Source organism: Paenibacillus wynnii (assembly GCF_030812855.1).
In the GTDB taxonomy this organism is placed as follows: domain Bacteria; phylum Bacillota; class Bacilli; order Paenibacillales; family Paenibacillaceae; genus Paenibacillus_AQ; species Paenibacillus_AQ wynnii_A.
In genome coordinates, this window is record NZ_JAUSTK010000019.1 from 53,636 (window position 1) to 67,059 (window position 13,424).

Consider the following 13,424-nt stretch of genomic DNA (forward strand, 5'->3'; position numbering starts at 1 on the left):
TGCTGGTGCCTACCACGCTACTTGGTTTTTCCCGTTGCGTTTAGCCCGATACAGTGCAGCATCCGCTTGGCAGAATAAGAAGTTATTGTCCTCATTCTCTTCCAAGAGATGACAGCCTATACTAACTGTGATGTTCTGATTACCGAGCTCGGTAATTACGGTCTGCTCCGTCCGTGTTCGCAGCTCTTCGAGCCATTCCTCAGTCTGTGCGGAATTCAGGCCGCTGAGAATGACGGCGAACTCCTCGCCACCATAACGGGCTGCGAAGCAATTGCAATTCGTAAGTCCTTTCAATATTTGACCTATTCTACGAATAACAATATCACCCGTTAAATGTCCATAATCATCATTCACCTGTTTGAAATTATCAATATCGATTAAGGCAAGGTGAAGAGGTTGGTCACGTTCACTATTCACGGCTGTCTGAAGACGTTCCTGAAAGCATCTATGATTGTTAAGCCCTGTCAAGGCATCCTTGCTCAAGGCTTCATCATTGGCTTTTTGCTGGAGCCGATATTTCTCTTCATTTATAAGTGCTGCTTTTTCATATTTCATAATTTTGAGCCCGCGATATACGATTCCGAGAGCTGCTATTGTTGTAAACAGAATTAAGCCGTAACCAACAGGCTTTTGTACATCAAATCGGTAGGTAGAATTAAAGGTAATAATGGCTAGATATGGCAGCAGAGTACTGGCGCAGGCGAATAACACCTTTCGATATTCAAAGTAAAGAGCGGAGGTGAGAATAGGCAGGATTACCACAATTTGAACACCGGAAACATGAATTGGCGCCATCCCGTGAATCAAAGCAGCGAACCCGGAACCGATAGAAATGATTGCATAATCCTGCCATCGTGTATTCATATGGTAGATAAGCTCAGCTACCAGTAGGATACCGATTACCAGGCCGTTTTGAACAAAAATGTATTTCCACAGGTGTTGGATAGTAGAATGTTCCTGCATAGTAGCGAAAGGCCATGATCCGATGGAAGATAGGAATATTAACAATCCGATTAGCCAATACACAGTTCTTATTTTATAATTCCAATCACTTAATATTTGAGAGTTATTCTGAAATATTCGGATCATAACTTGACACTCCATTCCGGAGGAATTGAATACGGTTTTTCCCCAGCCGCTTTGCTTCATACATCAGAGAATCGGCAGACCTAAATAAATCTTCCTTTCCCATACCTTTTCGATACTGAACGATACCCGTACTTACTGTTATTTTATGATTATCAATAGAATCCCAACGGAGCTGCGATATTTGCACACGAATCTGTTCAAGCAGTTGCAGGCTTTCGTCCATCGTCTTACCAGTTAGTATAAGTACAAATTCTTCTCCGCCGTAACGCACTGCTACATCTTCGCTGGAGATTGCAGCCAACAACAGCTTGGCCGTTTCCCGCAATACCCTGTCCCCCTCATAATGCCCGAACGTATCGTTGATGGTCTTGAAATTATCAAGATCTAAGACAGCCAGGCATAACGGGAGTCCATAACGCTCATGCTGCTCAATAATGGAGACCACATAATCTTGAAAAGTTACGTAATTTGTAAGCCCAGTCAAATGATCGTACTTCGATTGGTTTTCTACGGCAATGGAATCGGCGAACGCTTCCACTTCAGAACGTACAGCACGTTCCAAGGCCGCTTTAAGCTCCTCCGCTTTACGCAAAATCATTTGTCCAATAAGACTTGTCCCTATAATCATTCCAATGATCGCAACAAAGTCATTAGGGTTGACTTGCTGCCGCAACGGCTCAACGAAACTATACATAATAAAATAACAGCCCAATGACAGAACAGATCCGAACCAAAGCCTTGAACGGCTGAAATAAAGAATGGAAACGATGATAGGAATGTCTAATGCAATGTACAGTCCGCTAATTTGAGAACCAAAGGTGAGCATAACTACGATGGCAAACACAAACCCGATTGAGATGAGCATATAGTCCATGTTAGCTGTGATATACCGCAGAGCAAACTCTGCGAGCAGTAAAGATATCGTAAATGCTGCTGTTGCCGTAAAAATACTAGGGAGAAATATAGCTTCAGATTGAGAAAGCAATCCCGCTAGAAGGATAAGCCCGGCAATCAACCAATACACATAAAGCACGCACCTGTTTAAATTTTGGTTATTGTGCTGGGGGGTTATATTCATCATGACTCACCGCTTTTTTGGTTATTCACTTTCTAAAATCATCAAGCCATGCAAGGGAGTGGTATGGAAAAATAAAAAAACACACCTCGAGATCTGAGATCTCAAAAGGTAACTGGCTGGCATAGCTTTACGCTGTAGCCCCTGTAGCTTTGCGTCGCCGTGTTTCCACGGGTTTGCTCTTTTCTTTATTTTGGTATGTTCTACTTAGATTATCGGTTGTTTCATCTAAAAATACAATACTATAGTTCTACAAATAAAGGTATTTAGACCTAATATTTTTCTCTTTGACTAATATCTATGTTTAAGTTGCGAAAAAACACGAAAGTTTCTTGCGTAATAAAAAAACAGCAAGCCTCGTGTTAGGAGACTTGCTATTTTGAATTCTAATCTACTATTTACGTGGAAGCGGAGAAAGTTTCTCAGCCTGCAGGCCCATCTTTTTGAGCAGAATAATCATTTGTTCCTTCTCTTCATCACTTAGGCCGCTAAAGGCAAGGTGGATGCGCTCCGAATATTTCGGATACATCTCATTCATCAGTCGTTCGCCTTCAGTAGTTAATTCTGCAAAGATTACACGGCGGTCACTTGGACAAGGCTTGCGTTGCAGATATCCGCGTTCCTCCAGCTTGTCGATTACATAGGTAACATTTCCGCTTTGCAGCAGAAGCTTGGCGCCAATCTGTTGAATAGGTTGGGGTCCCTTGTAATAGAGGACTTCCATAACGGCAAAAGCAGTGGGATTGAACCCTTCAATCTTGCTGCCGGTAACAGCATGCTCGTTGATGCTTTTGAAAGACTTGGCAAAAACCCGGTACAAATGCAGTGTTAATTGAGTATCGCGTTCATAGGATTGTATCATGCTTCTCCACCCTTATCTTTAATCGTGTGATCTCGTCGCACGGTTAGTAGTTTATAGTCTGAAATGAAAGGGTCACCTGTGCAGCGAACCTATTTATAGCTTTACAATACGTCAAACAATGGAAGAAGAACATGTGATTTGTCACAATGAGCACACTTTTAATTATTAAAAATCAAACAATTTTTTGCCGTAATAAAAAAATTAAAGATTTCCATGTTTCTCACCTGAACGCAGGGTAATTTCAGCCTCTGGCAGAGGTCGTATTTACGCCTCTGGACGGATGAAGGGTATCTTGCTCTGCTTTAACATGGATAAATAAGGAATTTAGGAGACAGGGGAGTGAGACTGTAATGAAAGAAATTCAAGATCATCAAGCCAAGGAAGGGAAACTATCGGCTAACAGGCCCTTTGTTCTGTTAATCACTGCGCAGCTAATATCCAATGTAGGGGACTGGCTGCATTTGTTGGCACTTTTAACGATGGTTGGATTGAAGTGGGAGGCTACACCGTGGGAGATTACAGCCATATCATTATGCATGGCAATTCCCATGCTGGTCGGAGGACCGTTCGCCGGGTATCTAAGTGATCGATTCAATCGTAAGGCACTTATGATCGGCTCCGATCTTGCTAGAGCCGGGATAGTGGCCTGTCTGATATTTGCAGATTTGCTATGGCAGGTTTATCTCCTGCTGTTGGTTAAAGGGGTTATGGATGTTCTGTTCTCTCCGGCCAAAAGCGGTAAACTCAAGGAACTTGTACCTCAAGCGCAGATGGATAGTGCCGTTGCGCTCAGCTCTTCTATAGAGCAAATTACCAAAATCATCGGACCCGCACTTGGTGGATTACTGGTTGCCGGATTCGGCATCTCGGCGTGTTATCTCATTGATTCGGTTACCTATCTTATGTCAGCGGTAATTCTACTGGGACTGCCCCATAAGGGAGCTTTTAAGCTGGAGAACCCGGATATAGGTACAGATAAAGCCCCAAAACAGCAATCTTTTTGCCATGAAATGGCGGCCGGTTTACGTATTATTGCTGGAATGCCGGCAGTGCTTACGGGCATCGTCATGCTGGTATCTGTACTGCTGGTGCTGCAAATCGCCGATTCTCAGGTCGTGACACTCTTTCGTGAAATCCCCGGTATTAACGGCGATCTGCTAGGCTGGTGTGTAGGGGCCAGCGGATTAGGAACATTGTTCTCAGCATTGCTCGTGAGTAAAAGGAAAGGCGGAACCCGTCCTTTGATCTACATGGGTTCAGGTGCAGTTCTGATGGGTGCGGTCTTCGCAAGCGCTGCACTCATTACCCAATATGTTCAGGCGGGTCTCTTAATGAATGTTGCTCTATTTGGTTCCTTCATGCTGGCAGGATTGGGTGCCGGCTTAGCGTTCATACCCTTTCAGTCCATGCTGCAGCAGCGGACGCCGGAGGCTTACATAGGCCGTGTATTCGGCACCGTAGGCAGCTTAACGAGTGCGGCGGTTATTATGGGACCGGTGGCTGGCGGAGCCTTAGTGACGGCATCCGGACCAATATCTGCCTTCCTCCTCTCAGGTATACTGACGCTATTACTGGGATTAGCTCTTCTAGTTCTTCGTATTAAAATTGAGAAAAGAGATGAAGCGGCAACTATCCGTATGAAAGCAGTGCCGGCATCGTAAATTCCTTTACCAATATACCGACCTGGGCACTGTATCCTGGCTGGATTAGAGAAGATTTTAGTAATGTTTTCCGCTGAAAGTAGCGGTGAGGACGGAGCGATTGCGGAAAAGCGGTAGCGGTCGCCTTGGTCTCCGGATTTTTACCACTTAGGAAAATAAATAAAATCTGGAGAGCACAGCGATTGGAGTAACGGTCCGTTCGCGGAGCGTCCACCAGAACACCGGCTTCAATCCTACTCTGAAATATATAGCGGTATGCTTAATACAAAATACAATGTATAATACCGCTCATCAGACAGTGAATTACAGAGGTGGCATGTAAACCATATGCCACCCATTAACATTTAGGAGATGGAGTATGGAAGAGACAAAATCAGGCCTGGAGACGGAAATTGCGGAGATTACTGAAACAGATCAATCTATTGTACTTGACGTTTATATTGAAGAGGCGGGATATGAAGCAGGTGATCCACGTATATCCGATATTTCATTTCAGGTTCGGAGTGGACAACTGCTGGGTTTGATAGGGCCCAATGGTGCCGGCAAAAGCACAACGATCAAGACGGTTCTAGGTCTGCTGAAGCATGCCAAAGCAAAAGTGAAGCTGGGCGGTTCAAATAAGTCTTACGCTTATGTACCGGAGCAGCCGGTATTCTATGAGGATCTTACGTTGTGGGAGCATCTGGATTTAGCAGCTGCCGCCTACGGACTGGAGTATACACAATTTCAGGAAACGGCTGAACGGCTGCTTAAGCAGTTTGGCATGGAGCCTGTCCGCAATGATCTTCCGGCGGGATTCTCCAAAGGGATGAAGCAAAAAATGATGCTGATGCTCGGGTTTCTGGTACAGCCTGACGTATATATCGTGGACGAGCCGTTTATTGGGTTGGACCCCCGTGCGACTAAGGACTTTTTGCGGCTGCTGGAGGCTGAGCGTAAGCGTGGAGCAGGTGTACTAATGTCAACACATGTACTGGATACCGCTGAGAAAATATGTGATAATTTCGTGCTTATCTCCGGAGGCAAGGTTGCTGCTTCCGGTACACTGGAGGGTATCCGCGCTTATGCCGGATTACCGGAGGCGTCGCTGTTTGATTGCTTTGACGAATTAACATGAGTAAACAGGCCTCATTTGCTTTTCCTACATCTGCAAGACTGTTTCTACGGCGGCTGATTTCCCACTGGAAAGAGCAATCCGCCATTATCCGCACCGCTGCTGACTGGACGGTTCTGCTCTATATTATTATCCCGGGAGGTCTGCTCGGGGGCCGCCTGTACTACGGATACTGGAACAATGAACTCCCAAACTGGACTTCAGTAGTACCTTTTATGCTAATGCCTGCTTTACTGGTAATCGTGATAGGTACGGGAGGGATGGTGCTTCTGCTGCAGGAGGGTGATTTGCTGTTTTTAAGGCAGCGGCAGAATTGGATCAATAATATTATAAGTCGGGGTATTATCTATAGTCTGGCAGTCACCTCACTCAAAATAGCGGCTGTGTATGCGCTGATGCTGCCTTTTATTATCCGCGGTTACGGATTGACTTGGGATGCGGCCCTTTCGCTGCTAATCCTAACTCTAGCTTGCAGTTGGTGCGTTAAGCTGCTCGGGCATATTGTAAGAGTGCAGCGTCAAGGGTGGCGCCGGTGGCTGTGGCAAGTTCCGGCAGTTGCTCTGCCCTGCAGCATTTATTTTCGAGTAGCCCAGCTTGGGGACACCTATCCTATACTTATGTGGATTACTGCCGCACTTTTTGCGTTAGCGACCTTGTTCTCTATTCGATATAGGGTGCGCTTGCGTGGAACCTTCATGAATGATGTTCGAGAGGATTATAAGCAGCGTATGAGAATCGCCGGTTTACTGCTGCGGGGTGTTCTTGATAAGCCGCGCCCGACACGCTATAAGCCGTGGATATTCCGTAAATCACAGCCGTTATTGTCCTCCAAGCTTCCGGAGAGCAGACTTTCAGCTGCTGCAATCAAAGCACTTATACGTAATCCCGCGCATTTGAAGCTGTACTTGTCGTTTACCGGCGTGTCTCTCGTAGCGATCTTAATCGTTCCGGCATTTCTGAAGTGGATCATATTTATCGTCTTGTTGTCACTGATGACCTATTGGCTGTTCCTCTTCTGGTCCTTATTTATAGGAGATGATTACATCGGAATATTACCTTTTACGAAAGAACAAAAAGCTGAAGCGGGTTCAAGAGCAGTACCTATTCTGTTGATGCCTTTTGCCGTTCTTAGTTCCGCAGTAGTGTGTTTTTCGATATACGGTTGGTGGGGACTGGTGCTATTTATCCCTATCGGTGCGGCAGCAGGGATCATGGTTTCCAGGATATTCGGTGCGATTCGTTTAGCCAGATAGAATTTTGAAATTTTTTGCAATGAAAAGTAATCCTCTTCAAACTTTCCCGCGAAGGTTATATATAAAGGGAGATTAATGAGAGGGGTTCCCTTATGACAGATGCTCTGGATGACAGAGATTTAATGATGCAGATTGGAGACAAGGACCCTGCGGCGCTGGAACGTCTATATGACCGATATGAGAAAATCGTATATTCCTTCGCTTCTAGAATTGTGCAGGATTCCATGGTTGCCGAAGAGGTGGTACAGGAGCTTTTTCTGAGGGTCTGGACACACAGTGAACGTTATGAGGCTTCTCAAGGCAAACTGACGACCTGGATGTTCGCGGTTACCCGCAATATAGCTGTGGACATGCTGAGGCGTAAATCGGTAAGAGATAGAGGCATACCTGTGGAGACCGATGCGCTGCATGCGGTAGCCGATGATTTAGCCGATACGGCGTTGCAGATAGAAATGAGAAGCCAAGGGCAGCGAGTCCGTGAGATTCTGGATGGACTTAGTCGGGATCAACAACAGGTCATTGATTCAATTTATTATGGGGGCATGACCCAACAGGAAGTATCCGCACGCTACAATATTCCTCTTGGAACGGTCAAAAGTCGTGTGCGCCTGGCCCTGAAGCAGATGAGAAAGTCGTTAATGATTGAGGGAAGGAGGGAAGGTTATCATGGATAAAGCGCAGAATGAATACTGTGAATGGGCGGAAATTTATGCCCTCGGGGGCCTGAACGAAGATGATATTCAGCAGTTTGAAAACCATCTATCTGAATGCGCAGACTGCCGGGAGCAGGTGGGAGAATTGAAAAAAATTATTGACGTGCTGCCATTGGCTGCATTTGAAGTCCCTCCACCTGAAGGTATGAAAAAACGAGTGTTGGGACGGATATTAGCTGTGGATGGAAAACCGGGTGACTCATCAGATAACGCTAAAGATAAAGATAACGCCTTGAAACCTCCAATAGCAGCGGAGCCGATAGTATCTTCACTGCCTGCACCAGCTGTTCCTGAGTTTTCGGCCAAGCGTTATCCTGTTCCAACCAAAAGAAATATTCGGCTTCGTATCTTGTGTGCCGCTTTGGCAGCAACAGCAGCAGTATTAGCTATGTATGCTACGGTACTGCATCAGGATATGAGCGGATTGCGTAAGGAGCTTGCGGTGTCTGAACAGAACCGTGAGGGATTACAGAAGCAAATTGCGCTGGTAAACTCCCCCTCCCGTGAACTCAAAGTTAACAAAGCAGTAGTTCTAGATCCGGCTGCCGAGGACATTGTAGCCCGCGGACTGGCAACCATTGTTATTGACTCGAAGGGGACACATCTTCTTGTCCAAGCCGAGAAGCTGCCTGAATTAAGCGGAAGTGAGGCATTTCAGGTATGGCTCATGAAAGGTGATATCAAAAAAAGCGCCGGAACCTTCCTGACTTCAAAAGGTACCGGAGTCATGTATTACACCTTCGATCCGAAGGAGTATGATACGGTAGCCATTACGCTGGAGCCTGATGGACAAGGCGAACAGCCGCGCGGACGTATGATACTAGCCGCTGAAATCGAGGGTTAGATATTATTAAACCAAAAAAGAGCGTACGGAGTAAGTTCCGTACGCTCTTTTTTTAGGGGCAACACAACCTACGATCAGCTGTGTAATTCAGCCGCATGCTTGCCTGCCGTATATCCTGTTGAAAAGGCGGCAGTTATATTATAACCGCCAGTGTAACCGTGAATATCAAGCACCTCTCCACAGAAGAATAGGCCCGGCATAAACTTGGATTCCATCGATCCCGGATCAATTTCCTTCAGATTGACACCGCCCCCGGTAACAAAGGCTTCCGCTAAAGAACGGGTACCATGAACGGTAATCGGTAGCCGTTTCAATATCCCGGCTAATGCTGTAATTCCACTTTTAGGGAAGTGATGTCCTGTAATATCTCCGTCCAATTCGGCTTTAGCAAGCAGCAGGGGAATCATTCTCTCCGGAATCAATCCTTTCAGAGCGTTGCGTATCGCCTTCTTCGGCTCCAGCTCCAGCTTGTCCTGCAGTTGAGACTCCATCTCATGAAGATTGAGGTCCGGGAACAAATCGAGGGACATTTCCACGGCATCACTACCTGTCTTTTTCTGAACTTGGCGCAGGAACTGGCTGCATCGCAGTGCAATCGGACCGGACAGCCCGAAATGGGTGAAGATCATATCCCCGCGATGAGCAATCACCTTTTTACCTTTGGGATTCCATACAGCGAGCGTAACATCTCGCAAGGATAATCCCTGAAGCTCTCCGGATTTAATCCATTCTTCCCGTGAAATAATCGGTACCTCTGTCGGATACAGCTCTGTGATGGTGTGTCCAGCTTGTTCAGCCCAAGGATAACCGTCCCCTGTAGAGCCAGTTTGAGGAACGGATTTCCCGCCGGTGGCGATAATTACTGCAGGAGATGTCAGTTTCTTGCCCGATGTGAGGAGTATGCCTTCAACAGCATTCTCTTTGTAGAGAATTTCCCTCACCGGACTGTCCGTTAAAATCTGCACGCCCAGACTCCGTACCTTGTTGACTAATGCGGAGACGACGCTTGATGCTTTATCGGTGACAGGAAACATCCGTCCGTTATCCTCTTCTTTTAAAGCAATACCCAGATTCTCGAAAAAAGCGATGATATCCTGGTTATTAAAATGATCGAAGGCGCTGTACAAAAATCGTCCATTACCCGGTATATGAGAGATCAGCTCCGTGGTCTCTTTGACGTTCGTCACATTGCAGCGTCCACCGCCGGAAATGCCCAGCTTCCGCCCCAGCTTTGATCCCTTATCCACCAGCAGAACGGATGCTCCATGCTCTGCTGCAGCCACACTGGCCATCAATCCAGAAGGCCCGCCGCCAATGACGACAACATCGAAGTTGCTCATTTTATTACTCCTTTGCATTAAGGGAACTTGAGTCCCAGTGTTCTTCTAACGGAATCATACCACTTCTGCATCGGGCGTAACCAGTCCTGTGCTTGGGTCTTATTTATAATGATTGTAAGATAGCTACTTGTATGTTTTAATCTAAGCATATAGGGTAATTTGTCCAACTCGGGGTGTGATTTCTATTTTTGAGGTAGTTAAGGAGATTTTGTTGCAAATATCGGCTGCATGCTTATTTGTGGTTCTATTTCATTGGAGACTGGATCAGAGTTACATGACGCGAAGAGACGGCAAATTCCTAGATGACCAATCTGTTTTGGTCTTGAGCTGTGCTTTGAGTATTTTACTTTGTTCTATTTTATCCACGACGTTATTTGAAAACATATATTTAAATTTAGCTATTTTACCCGCCTTTATCGGCATTCTGTACGGAAGTTACCGATCAGGGCTAGCGATTGCTGCATTATTTTTACTATGTAATATTTTAAGCACAGGGTCTCTGGGGTTTAACAACTTGCTGCTGAATTCAGGGATATTAGTATATCCGCTGTTGTTTGGCATGTCCGCCCAATTTAAAAAAGGTACGGTTATCGAGAAGATGGGCTTGCTCTGGATGGCTCTTTTTCCAAGCATGCTGTTTATTACGCTCGTTCCAATATTCGAAGGCAAGGAGCTCTACGAACCCCAGTCGAGTAACGCGCTGTTAATAGCGATTTATCTATTTGTCACCTTCGTCTTAGGTGGGACTCTTATCTTCTTTATAGAGACAGTTTGGGATAAGTTTCACATTAAAGTGGAGATGGAAGGGATTACCCGCAGGTTTCAGTGGGAGTCAGATAAGCTCCAGCAAATTACAAATGTAGTCCCCCTGTGCATTATGTCATTGGATGAGAATGGCAACATTGCAGGGATTAACGAGCTTATGCTGGAATTGGTGCGAAGACGTTATCCGCTGCTTACTAAGACGGAGTTATTGGAACAGAATATTAATCATTTTCTAGATATCATTGAGGATAAACAAATCGTTCAGCGGATAAAAAATAGTATTTTCTATAAGCAACGTGAATTTGTCAAACTGTCCGGGAATTCTCGTACCTATCATATCTATTCGTCACCGCTGATACAAAGGGGTACACAGCTGCCTGAAGGCATGTTGCTGGTTGTGCAGGATATGACGGAAGAGGAGAATATGCGCAATGAACTGGATAATGTTGAACGGTTAACATTGGTGGGGCAAATGGCTGCCGGTATCACACACGAAATTCGCAATCCAATGGCAGTTGTACGCGGATTTCTACAGCTTATGCGGGAGAAGAGTCCGGATAATCTTCATTCATATTACCACATCGTTATGGAAGAATTGGATCGGGCGAATAGCATTATTAATGATTTCTTGTCTTTGGCGCAGAGTCGTATATCAGTCAAAGAAAGGGTCCTGTTACATGGTATTATAGAGGATCTCAGTCCTCTTCTATGGGCTGACGCCAATCTTAGAGGGCAGATAGTTGAACTGAAGCTTGATCCCTCAATGCCTTTGCTGCAGCTCAATGTAAGGGAAATGAAACAACTGATCCTTAATTTGGGACGTAACGGTATGGAAGCTATGGGCTCCAAAGGAGTGCTGACTCTGGAAACGAGGATTACACCGGACAGGGACAGGGTAGAACTAATTATAAGAGATACGGGAAACGGTATTTCTGAAATCGAAAGAGAAAAGCTGTTTGTGCCTTTTTTTACAACAAAGAGTCAAGGAACGGGCCTTGGTCTTCCGCTTTGTCTGAACATTGTCGAACGGCATCATGGAAAAATAACTGTTCAATCCCAACAGGGAGTTGGTACCGAATTCATTGTATCCTTTCCTTGCGAGACGGACGAAGCTCCAATATTCGCTATTGCTGAATGAGTTTCAGCTGTTTGTCTTATTATATAGGGGGTGTCCAGGCTATGCCACACTCTTGCTTTCACAGAGTATGGATGTATAATAAAGTTAGTAAGTGCTGCTGTTAAGTTAGCTGACAATAGTATGAAGGAGAGTGCAGAAACAATGTCCATGTCTTTTAATCAATACATGAGAGATTCAATTCAACCTATGCGTGATGATTTGACAAGCATCGGGTTTCAGGAGTTGCTAACTCCAGAAGAAGTAGAGGCTGCTCTCCCGACTGTAAAGGGAACAGCGCTTGTGGTAGTGAACTCAGTATGCGGCTGTGCTGCTGGACAATGTCGCCCAGGTGTAGCTCAGGCTTTGCAGAATGAAATTACACCGGATCATCTATTTACCGTATTTGCGGGCCAGGAAAAGGAAGCCACGGCCAAAGCTCGTGAGTTTTTTGCTCCCTATCCGCCATCGTCACCTTCCATCGCCCTTATGAAGGATGGAGAATTGGTACACTTCATTGAGCGCCATGGGGTTGAGGATCGTTCTGCCGCTGAAATTGCTGCGGAATTGAAGGACGTATTTAATCGTATATGCCAATAATGACCTTTAGTTATACAATCCTAGAAACGGGCGCCGTCTAATATAGACGGTGCAGCCGTTTCTTCTTGTAATATAAGGCAATAAAATGAAACGGGGTGTGGTTTGTGAGTCTGCAAGCAGAAATTATTGCTGCCCTAGGTGTGAAGCCTAGCATTGATGTAGAGGCAGAAGTGCAAAGACGGGTTGAATTTTTAAAGTCGTACATACTGCAAGCTGGGGCAAAAGGCTTGCTGATTGCCATCAGCGGCGGTGTGGATAGTGCGGTGGCTACGGGGCTGTGCAAACGTGCAACGGACGAGTTATCCGAACAGGAAGGCAAAGAGTTCATCACACTCGGTGTCTTCCAGCCCTATGGTGTTCAAGAGGATATTGAGCATAGCTACGCTGTAGCCAAAGCCTTTGGACTGACACATACGGTAGAGACTAACATTGAGGAAGCTGTAAATGAAATCGCGCTTGAGGTTGAGCACGGCCTAAAAGCACTGGGTCAACATCGGCATATTACTCATCAGGGCAAAGGAAACGTTAAAGCGAGAACACGTATGGTGATGCAGTACGCTCTTTCTTTTGAGAACAATTTACTGGTTGTGGGAACGGATCATGCTTCTGAGGCGATAACCGGTTTTTACACCAAATGGGGTGACGGTGCCGTCGATATTACACCTTTGACTTCCCTCAATAAGCGTCAAGTCCGTCAGTTGGCGGCTTACCTTGGAGTGCCGGAGATTATTGTAACCAAAGCGCCGACAGCAGGCTTATGGCCGGGCCAAACGGATGAGACAGAACTGGGTATAACTTATGATGATAACAGTGATTATCTGGAAGGTAAGCAGGTTAGCCCTGCAGTGGCAGAGAAGCTGGAGAGCTATTACCGAAGAACAGCGCATAAGCGCAATGCAATTCCTGGAATTTAAAGTATAACAAGATTATTTGTTTAAAAAAACCGCTGTGATTTATCTGCGAATGAGAGCAGAGAATCATGGCGGTTTTTGAT

At 45.7% G+C, this 13,424-nt stretch carries 12 protein-coding genes and 1 riboswitch; of the genes, 8 read left to right on the top strand and 4 right to left on the bottom strand.

The features are described 5' to 3' along the window. Nucleotides 1–9: 9 nt before the first annotated feature. The 3 genes from J2T20_RS17275 to J2T20_RS17285 all read right to left on the bottom strand — a co-directional run bounded on the left by J2T20_RS17275 (nt 10) and on the right by J2T20_RS17285 (nt 3,026). Nucleotides 10–1,089, bottom strand: coding sequence for a GGDEF domain-containing protein (locus J2T20_RS17275; RefSeq protein WP_307590452.1), 1,080 nt, complete (start codon nt 1,087–1,089; stop codon nt 10–12). After that, nucleotides 1,067–2,113 (bottom strand): GGDEF domain-containing protein, encoded by a 1,047-nt coding sequence (locus tag J2T20_RS17280; protein WP_307590454.1) that lies wholly within the window; start codon nt 2,111–2,113, stop codon nt 1,067–1,069. Before J2T20_RS17280 ends, J2T20_RS17275 begins: the two co-directional genes overlap by 23 nt. Before the next feature lie 158 nt (nt 2,114–2,271). Further along, a riboswitch (cyclic di-GMP riboswitch) is annotated at nt 2,272–2,355 on the bottom strand. Nucleotides 2,356–2,558: 203 nt separating this feature from the next. After that, nucleotides 2,559–3,026: a MarR family winged helix-turn-helix transcriptional regulator gene (locus J2T20_RS17285; protein WP_036650483.1), complete on the bottom strand. Its 468-nt coding sequence runs from the start codon at nt 3,024–3,026 to the stop codon at nt 2,559–2,561. Between the two features lie 350 nt (nt 3,027–3,376). Between J2T20_RS17285 and J2T20_RS17290 the strand changes: the two genes are divergently transcribed. The 5 genes from J2T20_RS17290 (at nt 3,377) to J2T20_RS17310 (ending at nt 8,611) form a co-directional block, all read left to right on the top strand. Continuing rightward, nucleotides 3,377–4,687: an MFS transporter gene (locus tag J2T20_RS17290; RefSeq protein ID WP_307590455.1), complete on the top strand. Its 1,311-nt coding sequence runs from the start codon at nt 3,377–3,379 to the stop codon at nt 4,685–4,687. A 358-nt stretch (nt 4,688–5,045) separates the two neighbouring features. Beyond that, the gene (locus tag J2T20_RS17295; protein ID WP_307590457.1) at nt 5,046–5,804 is read left to right on the top strand and encodes an ABC transporter ATP-binding protein; all 759 of its coding nucleotides are present in this window, start codon (nt 5,046–5,048) and stop codon (nt 5,802–5,804) included. Next, on the top strand, nt 5,801–7,054 hold the full coding sequence (locus J2T20_RS17300; protein WP_307590458.1) for an ABC transporter permease: 1,254 nt from the start codon (nt 5,801–5,803) through the stop codon (nt 7,052–7,054). The genes J2T20_RS17295 and J2T20_RS17300 overlap by 4 nt, the downstream gene beginning before the upstream one ends. A 92-nt stretch (nt 7,055–7,146) precedes the next feature. Then, nucleotides 7,147–7,728, top strand: coding sequence for an RNA polymerase sigma factor (locus J2T20_RS17305; RefSeq protein ID WP_307590460.1), 582 nt, complete (start codon nt 7,147–7,149; stop codon nt 7,726–7,728). Then, nucleotides 7,721–8,611 carry an anti-sigma factor gene (locus tag J2T20_RS17310; RefSeq protein ID WP_307590462.1) on the top strand — a complete coding sequence of 297 codons (891 nt, stop codon included), beginning with the start codon at nt 7,721–7,723 and terminating at the stop codon, nt 8,609–8,611. Before J2T20_RS17305 ends, J2T20_RS17310 begins: the two co-directional genes overlap by 8 nt. 74 nt (nt 8,612–8,685) lie before the next feature. On the opposite strand, the gene J2T20_RS17315 is transcribed toward J2T20_RS17310, so the two are convergent. Continuing rightward, nucleotides 8,686–9,951 carry an NAD(P)/FAD-dependent oxidoreductase gene (locus tag J2T20_RS17315; RefSeq protein WP_307590464.1) on the bottom strand — a complete coding sequence of 422 codons (1,266 nt, stop codon included), beginning with the start codon at nt 9,949–9,951 and terminating at the stop codon, nt 8,686–8,688. A 514-nt stretch (nt 9,952–10,465) separates the two neighbouring features. On the opposite strand from J2T20_RS17315, the gene J2T20_RS17320 reads away from it, so the two are divergent. The 3 genes from J2T20_RS17320 to nadE all read left to right on the top strand — a co-directional run bounded on the left by J2T20_RS17320 (nt 10,466) and on the right by nadE (nt 13,344). Then, complete coding sequence (locus J2T20_RS17320; RefSeq protein ID WP_307590466.1) at nt 10,466–11,854, top strand: two-component system sensor histidine kinase NtrB; 1,389 nt, start codon at nt 10,466–10,468, stop codon at nt 11,852–11,854. Nucleotides 11,855–11,995: 141 nt separating this feature from the next. Further along, nucleotides 11,996–12,430, top strand: coding sequence for a BrxA/BrxB family bacilliredoxin (locus tag J2T20_RS17325; protein ID WP_307590468.1), 435 nt, complete (start codon nt 11,996–11,998; stop codon nt 12,428–12,430). A 104-nt stretch (nt 12,431–12,534) separates the two neighbouring features. Beyond that, entirely contained in the window at nt 12,535–13,344 is an 810-nt protein-coding gene (nadE, locus tag J2T20_RS17330; RefSeq protein WP_307590470.1) for an ammonia-dependent NAD(+) synthetase, read from the top strand. Nucleotides 13,345–13,424: the final 80 nt, after the last annotated feature.

Bases quoted from the DNA above. Each gene is read 5' to 3' on its own strand.
- J2T20_RS17295 (WP_307590457.1), top strand. From the start codon at position 5,046: ATGGAAGAGACAAAATCAGGCCTGGAGACGGAAATTGCGGAGATTACT.
- J2T20_RS17315 (WP_307590464.1), bottom strand. From the start codon at position 9,951: ATGAGCAACTTCGATGTTGTCGTCATTGGCGGCGGGCCTTCTGGATTG.
- J2T20_RS17275 (WP_307590452.1), bottom strand. From the start codon at position 1,089: ATGATCCGAATATTTCAGAATAACTCTCAAATATTAAGTGATTGGAAT.
- J2T20_RS17325 (WP_307590468.1), top strand. From the start codon at position 11,996: ATGTCCATGTCTTTTAATCAATACATGAGAGATTCAATTCAACCTATG.
- J2T20_RS17300 (WP_307590458.1), top strand. From the start codon at position 5,801: ATGAGTAAACAGGCCTCATTTGCTTTTCCTACATCTGCAAGACTGTTT.
- J2T20_RS17285 (WP_036650483.1), bottom strand. From the start codon at position 3,026: ATGATACAATCCTATGAACGCGATACTCAATTAACACTGCATTTGTAC.
- J2T20_RS17305 (WP_307590460.1), top strand. From the start codon at position 7,147: ATGACAGATGCTCTGGATGACAGAGATTTAATGATGCAGATTGGAGAC.
- J2T20_RS17290 (WP_307590455.1), top strand. From the start codon at position 3,377: ATGAAAGAAATTCAAGATCATCAAGCCAAGGAAGGGAAACTATCGGCT.
- J2T20_RS17310 (WP_307590462.1), top strand. From the start codon at position 7,721: ATGGATAAAGCGCAGAATGAATACTGTGAATGGGCGGAAATTTATGCC.